The 18,841-nt window shown below is 37.1% G+C and carries 17 protein-coding genes; 7 read left to right on the top strand and 10 right to left on the bottom strand.

What is annotated here, in order from left to right; translation table 11 throughout:
* Window positions 1-234: 234 nt before the first annotated feature.
* Window positions 235-1,083, bottom strand: coding sequence for an SDR family oxidoreductase (locus ED2_RS04085; protein WP_005877686.1), 849 nt, complete (start codon window positions 1,081-1,083; stop codon window positions 235-237).
* Between the two features lie 263 nt (window positions 1,084-1,346).
* Here ED2_RS04085 and ED2_RS04080 point away from each other — a divergent pair, with 263 nt between their 5' ends.
* Window positions 1,347-1,922: a TetR family transcriptional regulator gene (locus tag ED2_RS04080; protein WP_016176645.1), complete on the top strand. Its 576-nt coding sequence runs from the start codon at window positions 1,347-1,349 to the stop codon at window positions 1,920-1,922.
* 687 nt (window positions 1,923-2,609) lie between these two features.
* Here the strand turns inward: ED2_RS04080 and ED2_RS04075 are convergent.
* From ED2_RS04075 to ED2_RS04065, 3 genes are read right to left on the bottom strand one after another with little or no spacing between them, the layout of a single operon-like run.
* Complete coding sequence (locus tag ED2_RS04075) at window positions 2,610-3,158, bottom strand: TIGR01440 family protein (protein ID WP_005877688.1); 549 nt, start codon at window positions 3,156-3,158, stop codon at window positions 2,610-2,612.
* A gap of 32 nt (window positions 3,159-3,190) precedes the next feature.
* Window positions 3,191-3,682: an ECF transporter S component gene (locus ED2_RS04070; protein ID WP_005877690.1), complete on the bottom strand. Its 492-nt coding sequence runs from the start codon at window positions 3,680-3,682 to the stop codon at window positions 3,191-3,193.
* Window positions 3,672-4,484: a hydroxymethylpyrimidine/phosphomethylpyrimidine kinase gene (locus tag ED2_RS04065; protein ID WP_005877692.1), complete on the bottom strand. Its 813-nt coding sequence runs from the start codon at window positions 4,482-4,484 to the stop codon at window positions 3,672-3,674. Before ED2_RS04065 ends, ED2_RS04070 begins: the two co-directional genes overlap by 11 nt.
* Window positions 4,485-4,930: 446 nt before the next feature.
* Here ED2_RS04065 and ED2_RS04060 point away from each other — a divergent pair, with 446 nt between their 5' ends.
* Together ED2_RS04060 and ED2_RS04055 are read left to right on the top strand one after the other, a co-directional pair.
* Window positions 4,931-6,673 carry a hypothetical protein gene (locus ED2_RS04060; protein WP_229090074.1) on the top strand — a complete coding sequence of 581 codons (1,743 nt, stop codon included), beginning with the start codon at window positions 4,931-4,933 and terminating at the stop codon, window positions 6,671-6,673.
* A 154-nt stretch (window positions 6,674-6,827) separates the two neighbouring features.
* Window positions 6,828-8,462 carry a hypothetical protein gene (locus tag ED2_RS04055; protein ID WP_016176648.1) on the top strand — a complete coding sequence of 545 codons (1,635 nt, stop codon included), beginning with the start codon at window positions 6,828-6,830 and terminating at the stop codon, window positions 8,460-8,462.
* A 100-nt stretch (window positions 8,463-8,562) separates the two neighbouring features.
* Here ED2_RS04055 and ED2_RS04050 read toward each other — a convergent pair whose 3' ends face one another.
* Window positions 8,563-10,086, bottom strand: a complete 1,524-nt coding sequence (locus ED2_RS04050) for an AMP-binding protein (RefSeq protein ID WP_005877699.1) — start codon at window positions 10,084-10,086, stop codon at window positions 8,563-8,565.
* A gap of 643 nt (window positions 10,087-10,729) precedes the next feature.
* Between ED2_RS04050 and ED2_RS04045 the strand changes: the two genes are divergently transcribed.
* Complete coding sequence (locus ED2_RS04045; RefSeq protein ID WP_016176649.1) at window positions 10,730-11,050, top strand: arsenic metallochaperone ArsD family protein; 321 nt, start codon at window positions 10,730-10,732, stop codon at window positions 11,048-11,050.
* Window positions 11,051-11,106: 56 nt separating this feature from the next.
* On the opposite strand, the gene ED2_RS04040 is transcribed toward ED2_RS04045, so the two are convergent.
* From ED2_RS04040 to ED2_RS04030, 3 genes are all read right to left on the bottom strand, one after another.
* Complete coding sequence (locus tag ED2_RS04040; RefSeq protein WP_005877704.1) at window positions 11,107-12,150, bottom strand: tyrosine-type recombinase/integrase; 1,044 nt, start codon at window positions 12,148-12,150, stop codon at window positions 11,107-11,109.
* A 225-nt stretch (window positions 12,151-12,375) separates the two neighbouring features.
* A complete protein-coding gene (locus ED2_RS04035) occupies window positions 12,376-13,698 on the bottom strand; it encodes a sensor histidine kinase (RefSeq protein WP_016176650.1) in 1,323 nt (440 codons plus the stop codon).
* Between the two features lie 4 nt (window positions 13,699-13,702).
* Complete coding sequence (locus ED2_RS04030) at window positions 13,703-14,377, bottom strand: response regulator transcription factor (RefSeq protein WP_016176651.1); 675 nt, start codon at window positions 14,375-14,377, stop codon at window positions 13,703-13,705.
* A gap of 297 nt (window positions 14,378-14,674) precedes the next feature.
* Between ED2_RS04030 and ED2_RS04025 the strand changes: the two genes are divergently transcribed.
* The 3 genes from ED2_RS04025 to ED2_RS04015 are packed head-to-tail and all read left to right on the top strand — an operon-like array spanning window position 14,675 to window position 17,055.
* On the top strand, window positions 14,675-15,748 hold the full coding sequence (locus tag ED2_RS04025; protein WP_005877710.1) for an ABC transporter permease: 1,074 nt from the start codon (window positions 14,675-14,677) through the stop codon (window positions 15,746-15,748).
* A gap of 4 nt (window positions 15,749-15,752) precedes the next feature.
* A complete protein-coding gene (locus ED2_RS04020; RefSeq protein ID WP_005877712.1) occupies window positions 15,753-16,442 on the top strand; it encodes an ABC transporter ATP-binding protein in 690 nt (229 codons plus the stop codon).
* Between the two features lie 16 nt (window positions 16,443-16,458).
* Window positions 16,459-17,055, top strand: coding sequence for a TetR/AcrR family transcriptional regulator (locus ED2_RS04015; protein ID WP_060789698.1), 597 nt, complete (start codon window positions 16,459-16,461; stop codon window positions 17,053-17,055).
* A gap of 150 nt (window positions 17,056-17,205) precedes the next feature.
* On the opposite strand, the gene ED2_RS16555 is transcribed toward ED2_RS04015, so the two are convergent.
* Both ED2_RS16555 and ED2_RS04010 read right to left on the bottom strand, forming a co-directional pair.
* Window positions 17,206-17,541: a PTS sugar transporter subunit IIB gene (locus tag ED2_RS16555; RefSeq protein WP_227326326.1), complete on the bottom strand. Its 336-nt coding sequence runs from the start codon at window positions 17,539-17,541 to the stop codon at window positions 17,206-17,208.
* A 110-nt stretch (window positions 17,542-17,651) separates the two neighbouring features.
* Window positions 17,652-18,632, bottom strand: a complete 981-nt coding sequence (locus tag ED2_RS04010; protein ID WP_232103812.1) for a helix-turn-helix domain-containing protein — start codon at window positions 18,630-18,632, stop codon at window positions 17,652-17,654.
* Between the last annotated feature and the right edge of the window lie 209 nt (window positions 18,633-18,841).

The following is an 18,841-nucleotide window of genomic DNA, read 5'->3' as shown; positions in this document are numbered from 1 at the left end:
GACAATAGTAAGAAACACTTTTATCTCATTCTCTAAAAACGAATAAATGATGGGAGCAGAAGCAACTATTTTGGAAATAAGCCGAAATTCACAAAAAATCGAAAAGCAGTTTACGTTAATTTCTTCTTATTTCTCGAAGTTAAACACTTCTGTCCCAACCTCATCTTTAAAATTTTTTATTTTTTCTCTGCTTTAAATTCGGCAGAGAGAGCATTACTTAAACTCTTAGAAATCCTAGAATGTAACGTTCGAAAGGACTGACTCAAGGCTTTTAGGTGGGCGTCCAGACAGCTTTTCAATATCTCCAGTAACGATATCAAAATCTCCATTTGAAAAGTTTTTTTGAGTCCCAACAATGGCAGAAATGACTGGCTCTGGTAGATTAGCGTTTTGAAGTTGCTCTTGAAGTTCGCTTACAGATACAGTCACATAAGATAACGGAGAACCGATTGCTTTAGATAATATTTCTACTCTTTCAGCACCAGTTAAAGCTTTTGGACCGGTACCAGCATAAATTGCACCATTATGTCCTTCACCAGAAAGGATTCCGGCCGCAGCTGCAGCTAAATCGTCGCGAGAAACAAAGCTGACTTTATTTTCAGTAAAACCAGTCAATACACCAGAAGATAGAGCCATTTGAGCATCCTCGATAAGCGTTTCTGTGTAATAACTCATACGCAAGATCGTCCATTTCTTTGCATTTTTCATTAAATATTGTTCGCTAGCAAAGTGTTCAGCCACCATGTTGCTTTTTTCGGCATTTCTTGCCCCAACAGATGACATAAGAACAATGTGAGAAACGCCGGCGGCTACTGCTGCATCAATAGCTCTAGCATTTTGTTCAAGGCGATGACCAACATCTAGTGATGGGATCAACAACAATCTATCTAATCCACGGTATGCTTCTGAAAGTGAGGATGGTTGATTATAATCTCCAAATCGTGCTTGGACACCTTCTATTTTGATTTTCTCTGGAGCGCGTGAAATAGCAACAATACTATTTTCATTAGACATTTCCAATAAGTAGTTAACTACAGCTCCGCCTAATTTTCCACTTGCACCACTGACGCCAATCTTCATCATAAAAATACCTCCAAATTATTATTAATGCCTCATAATTTAAAAAATTATGGATCAAAATATCCAGAATTTGAACACTTGATGTCTATTGATAGTAGCACATCAACACCTGATTCCGACACTTTAATCCAACAACTTTCGTTTATGCGACATTTATTGTATATTAACTATAGCAAGCAGGAACCCTTTAAGCAATCGACAATGTAGCGTAATCATTGTTTAAGCGACAGATGCCGTAAATAGTCTATTAAATAGGAGTGAATCACATGACCAAAAAAATAGATCCACGAGTTATCCGCACTAAAAATCTAATTATGGAGGCCTTTATTGAATTAACAGCAAAAAAAGATTTTAAAGACATAACCATTAAAGATATAACTGATACCGCAACAATAAACCATGCAACTTTTTACAATCACTTTTACGATAAATACGACTTACTTGAAAAAGTAATAAGAGAAAGCTTCATGAGAGATGTCATTCAAGAGGTAAGTAACCACAAGGTAATCAATGTAGATACTATAAAATCAATATTTTCATCCATCACAAAATTTCAACTGTCAATTAAAAGCAAATGCTATCGTAGTTATGAAGTATTTTCACCAGAAATAGAGATCCATTTTAAAAATGAACTTCATTTTTTTCTGTCGAAATGGGCACATAAACAGTGGCCTAATAAAACTAATCCAGAAATTGAGGCATTTTCTGTAACGTTAAGCTGGGCACTTTACGGTTCAGCTACTCATTGGATGAACAATCAACAAATCAAACCGGAAAATTATGTAGCACAAATGATTCCTTTGATTGATACTATGGATAAAGACTATGCCAATCAACTATAGACGTCGTTTTTAGTGAAAGATTGCATTACTTATTTTAAAAGTGTTTGTACTCTAGCTCTATTTAGTGCTAAAAAATTCTGATACTAAGCAGAGAACAACACTTAAATTTATGATTTTTGACCTATTGGAAACAAAAAAAATTCCACTTTGGTAGGATTTTTTTTAATAATTTTAGCACCAAAAATTGTATATTAGAGAATTAGTAGTATTTCAGGAGTACTTTCCTACCAATTCAGGATATTTAGGAACAAAGAAAGCGTTTTTTTGATAAGCTATATACGAATAATAAAGAAAGTAGGAGGGGAGTATAGTGAATCTTTTTGATTTTTGGGGTTTAATGTTTGGCGGTACGACGAAGGATTCATATGATAAGAAAAACGGGGAACAAAAGTTATGGCCTAGTGTACTCCTGATTGTATTAGCTGTGAGTGGTATATTTATCCTTCATCTGCTACTATCCGTTTTATGGAAATAGCTGCAATAAGCTGAATAAGAAAGTTGAGAACTAGCAGTTTTCTATTTTGATTCTGAAATTTAGTGGATACAGAGAAGGTGATTGTTTGTTTCGTAAGAAGTATTTAAAAAACTATGCTACTAAACAACCTACAATGAATCATATCTTATAGTTCTGTATTCTATATATCCAAAACCCCAGTAGAAGATCAACTTCTACTGGGGTTCAGCTTTTTATTCATAGACGGCACGAGGACCGCCAATAAATTTTGGACGTGAGCGCAATGCTGTTACATGAGCAGCACCAAGCGTGTTGTTTCTAGGGCGAACAGGTACTTGAACATGTTTGACATGCATCCCGATGGCCGTATCGCCAATATCAATACCAGCTTGAGCAACAACATGTTCAACTTCCACAGGATCTGAAAACTGTTCAAATGCTGCGACAGAGCAGGCGCCACCTGCATGGAGAGCTGGTTTGACAGACACGATCTCAAATTGTTTGTTTTCGGCCACTGCTCGTTCAACAACTAATGCTCGATTCAAATGTTCGCACCCTTGGACAGCTAGTGAAATATTCAAAGGATCAAGTATTTCTTTGAGTGTCTGGATGATCCATTGTCCAACTTCAGCGCTCGAATTTTTACCGATATGACCACCAACAACCTCACTCGTGCTGCAACCTAATACGAAAAGATCACCGGCTTTTAAATGTGCTTCGGTCAGAACATCGTTGACCATTTCTGTTAATTGTTTTTTTAACTGAATTTCTGTCAGTTCCATAATTACCATTCCTTTTTTATATACAACCATTTTTATTTGCTGATTTTTTTATTTAATTGCAGACGTTGGATCGCTGAAGTCAATGGGATCGCTAAGCCAATTCCTACAATATTTTGAATCATGTTTCCTGGGATAGAAGCTATGCCAGAAGGCCATCCATACAAAAACCACCCAGCGAACAAATAGCCAATGACCATGACGAATGTACCCAAGACTAAGCCAATGAGCCAGCTTGTTGTTGATTTTTTAGCAAAATAGCCGCTTATCAAGCCTTGAAGACCATGGATCAAAAAAGAAAAAATAGCCCACTGAGGATAACCTGAGATCAAGTCGATCAAGAGTCCACTGGCTGCACCCACAGTCAGACCGCCGAGCGGACCGAATAGGGAAGCAGTCGTATAGATTCCCGCTTCACAGAGAGTAACAAATCCGTTTGTTGCTGGTACTGGAATCAATACTGTCAGTGAAAGTGCCACAGTTAAAGCAATCATCAAAGCATAAATCGTTATGTGTTTAGTAGTCAATCCAATCATCCTCCTTCATTTCGCCACCTGACCAGACACTTCCTGTGCCATCTTTCATCATGACGCCGTTTATAATGCATTGGTACACGTATTTTTTACTATTAGCGACTGACTTAGAAAGGGAAGTACCATTCGCAAGATTAGCTGTTATAGCAGAAGAGAAAGTACAGCCAGCACCGTTAACAGTTATTGAAGGTCTTTTTTTCAAGTGGAAACTTTCGAATTCCACTTCACTATATAATACATCAACTGCATCTTCACCAAATACACCAGCGCCTCCTTTGACTATCACCGATCGACTGCCAAATGAATATATTTCTTTGGCCATTTTTCGTATTTCCTCTAATTGGAACGAATCGTTTTTACCGGTAAGCAAGGCAGCCTCTTTTAGATTTGGTGTAACAACATCCGCCAATGGGAATAAGTGATCGACTAAATGTTTACTATACGTATCTTGAGCTAGATCGTCTGTTTCCTTGAAAGCCAAAACCGGATCAAGAACGATGGGGATATCTGTCTTTTTCTTTACAAATTCTGTCACAACATCGATTGCTGCCATAGAATTTAGGAGGCCGATCTTTATTCCATCTAGGTTGACCATCTGATCAATTGAAACAAGTTGTTGCTCCAACCATTCAGGCGAAACATTTTGCAAAATAAAATCACCTTCGTTATTTAACATCCCTACGCAAGTAAGTGCGCTCATTCCAAACTGATGATAGTTCTCAAACGTTTTTAGATCAGATTGGATTCCGCCACCCGCAAAGGGATCCGATCCGCCAATCGTCAATATCTTTTTCATTCGTTTCCCTCCACTTCACAAGTGTCAGTATACCTAAATTGAAAGCAGAAGAAAACAGCCAATTGGAGGATATTCAAGTCAGCCAATTTTAGATACATGGTTTCCGTACGAAGTAAAGATTTTGCTTCATACCTCAACCTCATACTAACTATTGAAAGAAGAAAATAATTATTCCAAAAATAAAAGAAAAAAGTTTCAGTTCTATTTCAAATGTCTACTATACTGTGTGTAACAAAATATGCTGATTTCAAAAATGAGAAAAAGAATTTTATGAATAAATAGACTCACTTTTTGGCTGATACAGTATAAAGAATTGTGCTACTTAACAAAATAAATAAAAAGCGAGGGATTTATTTATGGTACTTTATAAAAATCATGAGAAGAATGTAGTATATTACAATGCGATGATCGCTAGTACAAAAAACTATGAATTTTCCAAAAAAAAAATGGAAGAGTTAAAATCACAGGTTACACGAGAAGTCTATCGAAACCTTAAAACTTGGTCGGGGAAAGAAAGATTGAAAACTCAACTGGAAGCTATACGAGAAGAGATATATGTCGGACCTGAAAGCAACTTGGAAACTATGCAAGAAGAAATATATGGTGAAAGCGACTTAGTAAGTCAATTGGAAGCTATGCAAGAAGATAGTGAAACCGAAAGTATCTGGGAGATGCAACAGAGAAATAAAAAGCACCTCCAAAATTACTTGAAGACCCTAAAAAAGAAAAATGCAGAGGATAACCAAAGCAAACTAGAGAATATAGACAAACAGCTGGCAGAAATAAAAAAAGTGTATATAGAAAAGAAAAAAATTGAGAAGCAACTTTCAGAGTATCCTTTTAAAGAAAAATATGGAAAAAAATCCACCGAAGTCAAGCAGCTCATCTGGGAGAAGCAAGCAAAAGAAGACAAACTCAGAGAACTTTGTGGAACCAGTCACCCTTTTACTAAAAAAGGAAAGGAACAATTGAACGTTCCATCAGATTTATATCAAGCGAATGGACTAGATAAAAGTGAGGCAGAGCAAAAGGATTTTGTGTTAGTCCCTAAAAAAAGCTTATGGGCGAAAAAGCAGAATAATCGCTATAAGAAGGAAACGTACACTTACACTAACTATGTGAATGAACGCAAATTTACAAAAATAACAGATGAAGCACTTCAAGAGAATCCATTAGTCATGTGTATCAATAATGAGAATCCTAAACTTATTCCATTTGAAGATGAATATTCGGTAATCGCTCGTTCCTATCAAAATCTTTATGATAACTGTTTGAATAGCGATAAGAAGCTCATGTCAGTTCCAGAGGTGCAATCTAAGATCCAGAAACATATCATCGACTATTTTACTGAAACTCTTGATCGATATTCGCCCTATAACGATGAATATGGAATTATATGGGCGTGGGTTAAAGTGCCCGTTGGTTATTCTCGCAAAATTCAGCGTGATGAAGATTTAGGTAGGTGGGAGTGTGCTACAGTTTATACTTATGATTATCGACTTCAATTTAACGATAGAAGCTATATTAATGAATTACATAAATTTCTACTAACCGAAAGAACTGGGTATACTGAATTACGAGACTCTACACTTAATTTTCTTAAAAAATATGAACAGCAACTAAAAACAGAAACGAATGAACTTAAACAGCAGTTGACTCCAGCAGCCTATTCAAAATTCAAGGAGAATTTCCAAGGATTTAGCAACTTGATTGATCAAGTAAAAAAACATCCTTATTTAGATCTCAAACCATTCTTGAACGATATACTAGAAAAAAATAAAGACGCATTAGTGCCAAAAATAGCACAGATCAATAACTATAGGGACGAGGTAATTAGGCTCTATCGTGAAAAAAAGGAACTTGAAAAAACACTAAACACTTTTCCTTATAACAAAAGCTCTGATGAATACAATCTGGTGAAAACTGAAAAGACACAAGTAGAAATGAGACTGAAAACTCTCTGTGGAACAACCAGTCCGTTTACAGACAAAGGAAAAGAAATAGTGCGCTCAAAAGAAGAACAGAGCAAATCATCTCATGTCTTTTCAGAGCCGAATTTATCCGCTACTAATACGAAGCTCCTCAAAGATAGGATGGACCAAGCGAAAGAGAAGCGAAAAAACGTTTCTGAGAGTACGGATGTATGTAGAAGAAGGACAGAACCAGAAATGATGATTACCCATATATGATATGTCTAATAGTTAAAACATGCTATTGCAGTGTAGAAACCTCGGACTAGTCTCGATTAACTGGATGAAAAAGAGAAGAATCATTTCGAAAAACAGAAAAAAGCGCTGAGATTATAATCCTCAACAAATCAAGTCGAAAAGGAGGGATTTCCTTATGGCATCTATCCCATATTCTAATGATAGCTTATTGCGGTATACTACACTAAAAGCCATGGAAAGAGAGTATCAAAATCTCAAAGAAAAAACGCAAGAAATAAAACCACAGCTCACACGAAAAGCCTATCGAAAGCTGAAAGCCCGATCATCAACAGAAGAACTGACAGCACTAGTAGAAAAACTTCAAGCAAAGTCAGACATTCAACTTGATTCATATATAGCGGGTATAGATAGACAGGATATCCCAAACGAAATAAAACGTATGGATGATGAGTTGAAAAAAATCAGAAAGGTCTATTTGGAACTGACAGCAATCGAAGCTAAATTATCAGGTTATCCTTTTAAAGAAAAATACGTAAAAAAATCTGTCGAAGTGAAGGAAATTATCGGAGAAAAGCAGAAAAAAGAAGAGGAGCTAAGAGCACTCTGCGGAACCAGTCGCCCATTTACTAAAACCGGACGAACAAAATTGAACTCAACCGCCAAAAAATCTAAAGAAGATCATTCGGTTAGAAATAGTGGTATTGAACCAAAACCGGTGACATTGATCCCTAGAAATGACATTTGGGTGCATTACCAAGACAAACATTATAAAAAAGAAATAGAGACTTACTCTAGATATATAAAAAATCACAAATTCACAAAAATAACCGATGAAACACTTCAAGAGAATCTATTGGTTGCATGTATCAACAATGAAAATCCTAAACTTGTTCCACTCGAAAAAGACTTTGCTCTGATGGCTCGTACCTATCAAAATCTTTATGATGACTGTTTGAACATCGATAAGGAACTACTGTCAGTTCCAGAAGTGCGATCAAAAATCCAGAAGCACATCATCAACTATTTTAATGACAATATGAAGCACCATCCAACTTACGATAAAGATTCCACCAGATGGAAGTGGTTCAGGAGACCTAATACTCATCACCAGCTTTATTTTAATGATATGCGCTATATGGATGATCTACTTCGGTTGCTATTAAACGAAAGAAGGGGATACACAGAGCTACGAGACTCTACACTCAAGCTGCTTCAAAAGAACGAGAAACAAATAAAATCACAAATAGCTGAACTTAAACAAGAATTAAAGCCAGTAGCCTATTCAAAATTCAAGAAGAATTTTCAAGGTTTTGACGACTTGATTCAGCAAGTAAAAAAACATCCCTATTTGGGTCTCAAGCCATTCCTGAATGATATCCTAGAAAAAAATAAAGATTTGCTAGAACAAAAAATGTGGCAAATCAAGCAATATAAGGGTAAGGCAGTCATGCTTTATCGTGAAAAAAAGGAACTTGAAACAGCGTTAGAAATTTTTTCTTATGGTAACGGGGATATAGAATACAATTATAAAAAGATGCAAGCGGAAAAGAAACTAAAAGCCCTCTGTGGAACAACCAGCCCATTAACAGAAAAAGGAAAACAAATGATAGCCATTCGCTTAGATGAAGAAGATCTACATACCTATAACAATTTAAATTATATCCTTTCAGAATGGAAATTCCCAGCTACTGATAGAAGACCCTTAAGAGCCATACTAATGGAGGCAGAACATAGGGATAGATGGCCAATCGAAAGGAAAGACTCAGGGAAAAAAAGAGTAGAGCCAGAAGAGGATATTACCCATATGTGAGTTTTTCAATAGTTACAAACTATATGTACCAACAAGAAAAGAAGTTATACCTAGAAGCGGATCACTTCTGGCATAACTCCTTTTTTGATCTTTGTTTCTTTTATTGTGCTTTCAAGTCTTTTTCGATTTGCAACCGTTGGACTTTCATCGTCGCTGTCCGAGGAATTTCGTCATAGTCCATGATGATTGGTTTATTTAAACGTGGCAACTCATGTACTTGATTCCACCAACGATCCCAATCCATTGCTTGTTTTGGTGCTAAAGCAATGATAGGTTGTGGTGCATTTTCTTTATCCCGTACGATCACAACTTCTGCTAGAAAGTCTAGGGAATCTAGTAAAAAATCTTCAATGGCTAGATTGCTATTGATCGTATCGATCAAATCGACTTGCCGATCTTTTAAGTATAAATGGCCATTTTCATCCATACTGCCATAATCTCCGCTATCCCACCAAGCGCCATAAACATTTTCTTGGAAACGTTGGTCTTCTTTATAGTAGGTCAACGCCCGGCCTTTAGATAAAAGCTGGATATGTCCATCCGTATTTACAGGGACAACTTCGCCACTTTCATCTGTGATACGCGCTTTTGTCAACTCACCTAATCCCACACCCATATCTCTGGCGTTACTTGTCTGCAAGCTTTCAAGTGTATGCGCTTTAAGGATCATCGGTCCACATTCGCTTTGGCCATAGACTTGTAAGAATAGAGCATCCTTCGTATCAGAAGTATCCAGGAATGTTTCCATCGTTTGATTATTGATTGCATCAAAAGTAGAGTGGTAGTATCTTATACCAGCAAATGCTTCAGGATGTTCTTTTGCGGTAAAACTCCATTGAACAAAATTGTTTGGATGCGTTTCTAAAGCAATCGGCGGATATTTTTGTAACATCGATACCACATGTTCACCTTGAGGATTCGCCAAAGGCATCATTGGGAAGCCCATAGCCATCAAAGAAGAAATCCCGATATTGAAACGAGAATGAACAGGGGAGATGTGAAAAGCCACTAATTTCTTTTCTGCAATTTTAGTGAAGACTGTTTTTTGCCATGTTGTTCGCCAGCCCATTGAATTAGCTGAATGGCAGATCAATTTAGGAATACCCGTAGTTCCTGAAGTATGGGTCATGTAAGAAATCTCGTCATCGGATAATTGTTTTTGTTCTACTGATTCAGCAGTTTGTTCCAGTAATTGAGTAACAGAGATTTGTTTTGCTTTTGTTCCATTCGTGATACCCGCGACACGTCCGGCTGTTTCTTCATCGAACAAGATAAAAGGATCTTCTAAACGATCAACAAAGACTTCCATCGTCGCCGTTGGTAAATGGTACGAAGTCATTACAGGTATCGCACCTAAATAAGCAGAAGCGACAGCAAGTAAATAAGTGTCGAAAGCAGAACTTTTATAGATCATGATCTTATCCCCAAGACCAACTCCAAGAGAAGCCAGTTGATATGCACGAGTCAATACACGAGCACAGGTGTCGCTGTAAGTGCTTTTAAAACCAAGTTCGGGAAAAGCGGAAAGAGGCTGATCAAAGATGATTGCAGCATCTGGTGTTTGATTTGCTGCGTCTTGGAAATTTGAAAAAAGATTTAGTGGTGAATAAGCAACAGTTTCCATAGGTCATACTCCATTTTTCTTTAGTATACAAGATGGAAAGCAAATTCATTATGTGAAAATAATCACTTACTTTCCAAATACAGCTACAATCTTAGCATAAATACCAAATAAAAAATAGATAACTTTGTGAATTTTTTGTCAGATGTTTGATACTTTACATGTACTCTGATAAATTTTCAGAGTGTGCAAACTTAAAATGTCCAAGATGTTTATTGCAATTGGCGAGATTGCGAGAGTATCTTAGGGGAGTTATTAAAGGAAGGAGAATCAAAATATATGTAGCAACATACAAACCTAAGAAGTATCAAAAATGGAACTAAAAATAACGTCGTTCTTGGAATAACAGTATACATTTTTAGAATAAGATATATAGTGAAATTGAAAGGGCGCTTTCTTTAAAAAAGCAATGGGAAAAAGCGATGAAAAATTTTTTAGTCTATTTTTATTTTGGTAGTTTCTCTTATTGGCATTGGGATTTCTGGAAACATGATTAAAGATAGCACAATTGTCGAACAAACAGGTGAGGAATCAAAGACAACACTTCAACTGGAAAGAGGCAGTATTACAGTGTGAAATTAGCTATGCAAGTCTATGACATGTTTGATGTAGGATCAGTTTCTTATACGGCAGGAGGATCGACAAAATGATTATTTCTTACTATGCTTTAAATAGAAACAATGATGAAAATCTTTTTGTTTTTCAATCATTACACGAGGATACGATGTTAAAGGAATTTTATAATCGGACAAAAAGTAAACAGATAGAAACGAATCTATATTTTTTAAATGACTCTATCTTGCCTTTTATTAGTAATCCTAAAATTCTTTCTTTGTTGGAAACAAAAGATCTGGAAAGTTTACCGATTGTGGTCATTGATGATGAAATTATAAAAACTGGGGCTTATTTTACCGTCGAAGAATTAGAAAAAATCACTGATATCGGGATAAGTGTTCAGAAAGGATAACGATCAAAAATTCGCCAACTACTCATGCGGTGACGAATTTTTGATCGAACATGAATTTATATCGTTAGGGAGTCATTGTTCCTCCGTGTTTCTTTCGCAAATTCTCTATACGAAAACTCACGCATTTTTTTACTGATTTCCTCAAAGGAATGAGGACTAAGGTAACGATTTCCATATAAATAATTGACAGTATCTAAATCATCCAAATAAAGACCAACGTAATAGCCAAAGGTTTTTCTGCATAACTCAGGCGATAGGTTGTTCGCTATTGTAACTTTACTTAAGATTTGTCGTATCGTTCGCGGAGAGATCTGCTGATCATGAGAGGAACGAAAAACAAATGATTCGGCTGTTGTATCTTTTTCAGTAAGTTCAAGATAATGGGTGAGGTAAGGTAGGGCTTCATTTGGAATAACTGCTTTGTCTAGCCGATTTACCTTTCGATCGATGTAGATCATTTGTTTGTCTAATTCGATGTTTTTTCTTTTTAATTCGACAATTTCGTGGATTTTTAGTCCGCAATAAAAGAGAACAGCTAAAATCGCTAGATTCCTTGGACGATTTTTTTCTTCAAAACTCGCTTCTCTTGTTGTTTTAAACCCCTCTTTAGGAATAAATAGGGTATCGAAGTTCTCAAGTAATGAAGCATCCACATATCGCGGCGCGGCTGATGTCGTTTCTGGCAAGGTTTCACCCAAAAGTGAGATCTCTTTTTTTAATCGACCTGTTTGGTAAAGATAACGAAGAAAATGATTCAAAGAATATTGTTTTCTAGATAATCCATAATAACCGTTTTTGAATTGCTGATTCGTTTCTTGTTCAGCGGTTGTTTGAAAAGAACGAGTATGACGATAGACTTTCTGTAAGAAATTCAAATAGTCCCTTTTTTCTAAATGGATGATCAGCTGATCGGTCACATCTTCTGCATAGGTATCTCTTAAGTAATCTGAAAATAAATGGAAGTCTTTTGCGTATTCATAACGGCTGCTCAATGACAACGTCTTTTGATTTTCCTTTAAAAATTCCTGGAAGATAGGAGGCAGCTGCATCGTACGTTTTTTTAGCTTTTCTTGAATATTTTTCCTTGTTTTCTGATCCATGAAAACACCTCCGTTTCTTTAATAATATTGTACCTTATTTTTACTTTTTTCCCCAGTTATAAAAGACTTAAACCATTTGTAAGCTTACTAGTTTAAATCTCAATTCTGCCAAAAAATAAATAAAAAGTCAGGTTTTTCGGAAATTTCAAAAAAAAACGAGCGTGGGACAAAAGTAAGAAACACTTTTGTCTCGACCTCGTTGGCTCTGTACGAATAGAAATCGGGTTATTTAATGGGAAGCTGAACTTTAAAATCGACTCCGCGTGGCTGATAATCTGCAACTGTCAGTTCACCTTGGTGTTGTTCAACGATCTGTTTAGCAATAGCAAGGCCCAGTCCGTATCCACCAGTTCCTTTAGACCGTGAGTGATCTTCACGGTAGAAACGTTCAAAGATCCGTTGTTTCTCTTGATTGCTGATAGAAGGACCAGTGTTGATCACATGGATCGTCCAGTCTTTGTGTGTCGTACTGGAAGTAAGGATGATCTGATCGCCAGCTTGCGTATATTTTAGCGCATTGTCCAAAAGGATCACTAGTACCTGATGGATCTTTTTAGCATCCACTTGCACGTTCGTATCTTTACCTAACTCACAGGTGAAACTTTTTTCATCGATTTTTGCCATTTCTGCAAATGGTTTGACTAGTTCGGTTAAAAATGTTGTAGACTGGATCATCGTTTTGTCAATCGTTCGTTCATCTGAGTCATTTCGGGCAATCGTCAATAGATCAGAGGTCAGTCCTGTAAGTCGCCGTGTTTCAGCAAGTGCTTGCGCAATACTTTCCGATTCATCTAGGATCGTGTGATCTGGCTTCGTAAAAAGATGTTCTAAACTATTTTGAATGATCGTCAAAGGTGTTCTTAATTCGTGGGAAGCATTTTCTACGAATTCTTTTTGACGGCGCCATGATGCCAAGATAGGGCGCATACTTAAATTTGATAAGTAATAACTGATAGCGATCGAGATCAGCCAAAAAAACACCATGCAAGCAATCATGATCGTTCGAAAATTAGCGAGTGAATTCTTGATCTGATTCGTATTGGAGAGCACTTGGATATAGGCTACTTCTCCTTGATCTGAACTCGCTTTTTGGGTCACTGAACGAAAAGATAACGGTGCTTCCGAACCTTCTGATTTTAGGTCGATAGACTGGATCGTACCGAGATTTTTCGTGTCGAGCTTCAATTCTTCCAGCTGGTTGAATCGGCCCCCTATAGCATCTTTATTTAGGATGTCACCAGAAGAAGACCAGAGAACGATCTGTGTGTTGAAACGATCCCCTATAGGTCCTAATTGCTGCGACGAATTTTCCTGTCCAGGAGGGGAGACATTCAAAAAAGGATTGCCTTGTTGATAACGGGCAATTTCAAGTTGGACCATTCGAGAGTCGGGCTCTATTTTTTCCAGTGAAAGATCCGTTTCTCGATAGGCGGATTGGTTCAAGACTTGGAGCATGATCAAACCTAATAAAAAGAAAATCAGGGCAAAAGCTGTGACGTTGGCTAAAAAAAAGCGCCTACGCTGTTTTCGAGAGATACTCCCGTTCATCAAATCACTCTCCTTGCATGATATAACCGACATTCCGTAATGTTCTGATTTCTTTATCGAGTCCTGTCTGACGCAGATGTTTACGTAAATTACTCATGTAGACCTCAACGACAGTGATCGTCGTATCCGAATCAAATCCCCAGATTCGGTCAAAGATCTGTTCTTTGGTAAGAATGATCCGCTGGTTTTGTAAAAAGTAAACAAGTAGTTCAAATTCTTTTCCTTGGATTGGCAAAACCGTTTCAGCAAAAGTGACAGTATTCTTGTGTAGATCACAAATCATTCCTTTGTATTCAAACGTATTTTCGTCGAAGAGGCCTAACGACCGTTTTAGTAGAGCTTTGGTCCGCATGAGCAACTCTTCACGGTAAAAAGGTTTAGTCAAATAATCGTCTGCGCCGCGTTCAAAGCCTTGGATCTTATCTTCTAAGCCATCTTTAGCAGTCAAAATCAAAACTGGGGTCTTTATTTTTGCCTTTCTGGCAAGTGCTAATACTTCGTAACCATCCATTTCAGGCACCATCAAATCAAGGATAGCTAGATCATAGACGCCACTTTCTAATTCATAAAGTCCCTCACTGCCATCATATACTTGTGTGATATCGCCAATGCCTGAAAGAATTTCTTTGATGTTGTCAGATAATACACGATCATCTTCGACTATTAGTAATTTTATCATTCGTTCACCTCATTATAGTTGGTCTTCTCAAGTTTATCATGGATACCATAAAAAAAACTTAAAGCCCGTTATTTCTATAAATATTCGATAAAATACCTTCTATTCGTTCTGATCTTACTCTATTTGACTAAGAGGAGGAAGTCAGAAAATGTGGAAGAAAGGCTTCAAAAAAGAGAAAAACTAAAAAATTTATTTTTTTCAGAATATATCAAGTGACAAAATGTCACTCGAGGGATATACTTTCATCTGTAGTGACAATTCGTCACTTGGAAGAAATTGGTTAGAGGAGGAAGAAAGATGTTTTTAGCAATGAAAGAAATGCGGTATGCGAAATTACGCTATGGTCTGATCATCGGCATTATGTTTTTGATCGCGTACGTCGTTTTCATGCTGTCAGGACTGGCGAGTGGACTTGCCGAAGAATTCAAAAAAGCCATCGATGATTGGGGAGCCCAAGAAATCGTCTTATCAGAAGATGCCAATCAAGTATTTGCCGCTTCACAATTGACCAGAGAAGATCTTGAACACGTCGATGCAAAAGAAAAAGCACCGATTGGCTTATATAGTGGGGCAGTGAAAGGGAAAAACAAAGAAAATGTCGCTGTTTTCGGAACGACAAATGATGCATTTTTACTTCCCAAAATAACAAAAGGTCAGATGTTTACCAAAGAAAATGAAATTATTATTTCTCAAAATCTGGCGGAAGATACGTATAAGGTTGGAGATAAATTGAAGATTGGCAGTTATGATCAGGAATTAACGATCGTTGGGATTTTCCCAGAAACGTACTATACTGTTTCTCCAGTGATTTATACAAATTTAGCTACTTGGACCCACCTGAAATTTGGTGATCAGCCATTTGCTTCTGAAAGTCAGGCACCAATCAATGCCATCGTGACAAAAGAAAAGGCTACGATAAATCAGGATGCTGCGTCTAAAACGCTCCAAAAATTAGCGATCCCAGAATTTATTGACAGTTTACCTGGGTACTCTGCACAGAATATGACACTTAACGCAATGGTTTATTTCCTATTCTTAGTCGTTGCGGCAGTTGTAGGGATCTTTATGTACGTGATCACTTTACAAAAGACAGCAATTTTTGGCGTGATGAAGGCACAAGGCATCCGCAATGCTTTTATTGCAAAATCATTGATTGCTCAATCATTTATTGTAGGGGTCATCGGTGTGGTCTTAGCAGTAGCATTTGCTTATCTTACTAGTTTGATCTTGCCAAGTGCGATGCCATTTGCGATCTTCTGGAATCAATGGCTACTATATAGTGGCGTTTTGATCGTAGTTGCTATGCTCGGCGGCGTATTTTCCGTTCGGACCATTGCAAAAGTTGATCCAATCACGGCAATAGGAGGATAAGAAGATGAAAGATATTTTAACGATGAAAAATATTGTCAAAAAATTTGGCAAAGGGCACACAGAAGTAACCGCCTTGAAAGACATCAACTTTACAGTGAAGCAAGGAGAATTTGTCAGCATCATCGGACCTTCTGGATCAGGGAAAAGTACCTTCTTGACGATTTCGGGTGGATTGCAGAATCCAACATCAGGAGAGATCACGATTAACGGGCAATCGTTTTTGAATCTATCAGAGAAGAAACGGGCGGATCTCCGTTTTAAAGAAATTGGGTTCATCCTTCAAAGTTCCAATCTGATTCCCTTTTTAAAAGTCAAAGAACAGTTTTATCTAGTAGATAAGGTCAGCCATCAAAAGAAAGCAGAAACAACGACCGATGAGTTGCTAAAATCGCTGGATATCTATGAATTGAAAGACAGCTATCCAAAAGACTTATCTGGTGGAGAAAGACAACGTGTAGCAATTGCTAGGGCACTGTTCAATGATCCTAGCCTGATCTTAGCAGATGAACCAACTGCAAGCCTTGATACTGACCATGCATATGAAGTGGTGAAATTATTGGTGAAAGAAGCGCATGAAAAACAAAAGGCCACTGTTATGGTCACACATGATGCGCGAATGATCAAATGGAGCGACCGTGTGTATCGCATGAAAGATGGCTACTTGGTGGAAGAAGACATGGCGGACATAAAATAACGAAAGGAGTTAGCTGATGCCTAAAGAAACCTTTCTAAACTTGGCTGAAGAAAAGCGACAAGCGATCATCAACGTCTTACTAAAGAACTTTTCAGAACAGCATATCAGTCAAGTCAAAGTCTCTGCTATCGTTTCAGGAATAGGAATGTCTAGAGGGGCATTTTATAAGTATTTCGAAGACCTAGAAGATGCCTATCGTTTTACTATCTCCTATTTTTCCGCACAGATCCACCGAGATATCCTACAGTATATCGAGAAAGATAGCCAAGATTTTTTTCTTGGGATCGAAAATTATCTTGGGTGGTGTGCTACATTGAAGCCTGGGAGCAATTACTGGCAAACAATCAAATTATTGACCGAAAGCACCGATTTAAATAACCACCTAAGAAGGGATATCCCGGATGATTCATCCATGTTGAAGGAATGGTACAGCTTATTGGCTGCCAATCACTTTGCAATTGACTCCAAAGATGAGGCCTTGAGTTTTCTTTACTTCACGATGGACCTAACAATGGATACGCTAACTGATTTTATCGCAAATCGGTGGAGCAAAGACCAATTGATCCAAGAATTCCGTTTCAAAAGAAAGTGGCTAGAATCAGGAATTAAATAACTTAATACAATAAAAGTAAGACGGAAGATTCTGAAAACAGTTTGCGTTGTTCTCAAAATCTTCCGCCTTTTTTGTGAAAAATAATTTGTTTATTGCTACTAGTGTTCTACGTTAGGAAATAATCTGAAGATTGAAAAATATGAAAGAATGTCATAATCCAAATAGATTGATCAAATCATCTTCATCACTGAATGAAATACTATCATCAATCAATAAACTTGGTACTTGCGTATTGGTAATGGGCTGGTTCGACACGACTAGATCATAGTTTGTCAGATCAAATGACTTTAATTGTTCATCTGTGATCGCATCTGTGATCGAGCGCACGCGATGTACAGCCAAGACATCGCTGACGTAAGACTCAACATAACGACTATGTTGGATGCCTAGGTCACTAACGACCAATATCCGCTTCGTGACTAATGACTGATTCGCATCTGGATTAATGACTAACATCCAAAAAACATAACTCGATAAATAATTCAAGAAATCGGTATCCAACAAGGTAGAAAAAAACTGTAATTCTGCTCGTAAGCGTGCATAAAGTGGCGTGTGTCTAACTCGTATTTGTTCCGCAAAAAAAGTGGCACGATACGTCAGATGTGTCGTGTCAAAAGGAAACAGTCGAGAAAAAAATAAATGTTAGTCAATAAGTGAACGATGAAATCCAGATTGTCTGAATCCCACTCAGCCGTTTTTGAAAATACACAAATTTGTAAATTTCTCTGTATTTTATCTCTGATATCTTTTTGCTCTGAAAAAGAGAACTGTTGAAAAATAGAACGAGTAAAATAATCTATAACTTTTTCATAACTATCATAATTCAGATTAGTTAATTCTTTTTTTAAAAGTAGATAGTCCTTATTCTTCAATTCATGCATGTTTCCCAAATCCTTAGATGGCATATGATCCAAGTAAAATCCTTGTGTTTCCCGCATTAGATGCACCATGAAATACATAATATAAAAAGACTGTTCATACGTACTCCCTTGACCACATAAGCTTATTTGGCAGTGATTTCTTTCCATGATGTCTTTGACCACCGCTTTATCGATCGTATAGGGAAGTTCATGACGTCCATAAAAATTCAAAAAGAAAAAGGTAACAAATATTCTCAATTGGATCTCGCTTTTTTGACTGGTTAATTGAAAACCTTGATCAACAATGATTTTCAATAAATAAGACTCTAAGATCTCATTACAGCGTTTTAGCTTGCGCGTAAACGAAGAGCGACTGATTGAGAGGGTCTCGCAATAGTATTCGATCGTTTGGCCAGGATTCATGATGATCTCATGTAGCAACTGGCTGTTCGTTGAGCTTTGTGCCATATCCATCAAAACATCTAGGTAAATTGCTGCATTTAAATGTTCGATCCGATAGCCTAATTTCCTTGATGTTTCGATCGTCACTTTCGTTCCCCAACGAATTTTGATCTCTTCGATATAACGAATAAATGTTGACTCAGAGCTTCCAATTTCTTTTGCAAGTTCTTTTTTTGTCATCCACTGGTCAGAAATGGACAACACTCGGATGATTTGCTCCATTTTTCTATAGTTTTCTTCCAACAACCTGATCATAAGTTTTCTCCCTCAACCCTTTTATATAATCAAACTCCCATCGAATAGAGGAATCAATTCCACAAATGAAACTACCCAGTCTGAAAATTGGTGTGATTATCTTTTGAACCATTCGTATAATAACTATCAGATTATAATAAATAAAAAAATAAGAGCAATTATTTATTTTAATCTCATCGTTTTTACATTGGAGTAGATGAAAAATTAAA

Origin of the sequence: Enterococcus durans NBRC 100479 = LMG 10746 (genome assembly GCF_001544215.1) — a bacterium.
Lineage (GTDB): Bacteria > Bacillota > Bacilli > Lactobacillales > Enterococcaceae > Enterococcus_B > Enterococcus_B durans.
The sequence above is the reverse complement of the archived record's forward strand: the minus strand, read 5'-3'. Positions and strand labels throughout refer to the sequence as shown.

Excerpts from the sequence above, each read along its gene's own strand:
- ED2_RS04085 (WP_005877686.1), bottom strand. The coding sequence starts at position 1,083 with ATGATGAAGATTGGCGTCAGTGGTGCAAGTGGAAAATTAGGCGGAGCT.
- ED2_RS04080 (WP_016176645.1), top strand. The coding sequence starts at position 1,347 with ATGACCAAAAAAATAGATCCACGAGTTATCCGCACTAAAAATCTAATT.
- ED2_RS04075 (WP_005877688.1), bottom strand. The coding sequence starts at position 3,158 with ATGGAACTGACAGAAATTCAGTTAAAAAAACAATTAACAGAAATGGTC.
- ED2_RS04065 (WP_005877692.1), bottom strand. The coding sequence starts at position 4,484 with ATGAAAAAGATATTGACGATTGGCGGATCGGATCCCTTTGCGGGTGGC.
- ED2_RS04060 (WP_229090074.1), top strand. The coding sequence starts at position 4,931 with ATGGAAGAGTTAAAATCACAGGTTACACGAGAAGTCTATCGAAACCTT.
- ED2_RS04055 (WP_016176648.1), top strand. The coding sequence starts at position 6,828 with ATGGCATCTATCCCATATTCTAATGATAGCTTATTGCGGTATACTACA.
- ED2_RS04050 (WP_005877699.1), bottom strand. The coding sequence starts at position 10,086 with ATGGAAACTGTTGCTTATTCACCACTAAATCTTTTTTCAAATTTCCAA.
- ED2_RS04045 (WP_016176649.1), top strand. The coding sequence starts at position 10,730 with ATGATTATTTCTTACTATGCTTTAAATAGAAACAATGATGAAAATCTT.
- ED2_RS04040 (WP_005877704.1), bottom strand. The coding sequence starts at position 12,150 with ATGGATCAGAAAACAAGGAAAAATATTCAAGAAAAGCTAAAAAAACGT.
- ED2_RS04035 (WP_016176650.1), bottom strand. The coding sequence starts at position 13,698 with ATGAACGGGAGTATCTCTCGAAAACAGCGTAGGCGCTTTTTTTTAGCC.
- ED2_RS04030 (WP_016176651.1), bottom strand. The coding sequence starts at position 14,377 with ATGATAAAATTACTAATAGTCGAAGATGATCGTGTATTATCTGACAAC.
- ED2_RS04025 (WP_005877710.1), top strand. The coding sequence starts at position 14,675 with ATGTTTTTAGCAATGAAAGAAATGCGGTATGCGAAATTACGCTATGGT.
- ED2_RS04020 (WP_005877712.1), top strand. The coding sequence starts at position 15,753 with ATGAAAGATATTTTAACGATGAAAAATATTGTCAAAAAATTTGGCAAA.
- ED2_RS04015 (WP_060789698.1), top strand. The coding sequence starts at position 16,459 with ATGCCTAAAGAAACCTTTCTAAACTTGGCTGAAGAAAAGCGACAAGCG.
- ED2_RS04010 (WP_232103812.1), bottom strand. The coding sequence starts at position 18,632 with ATGATCAGGTTGTTGGAAGAAAACTATAGAAAAATGGAGCAAATCATC.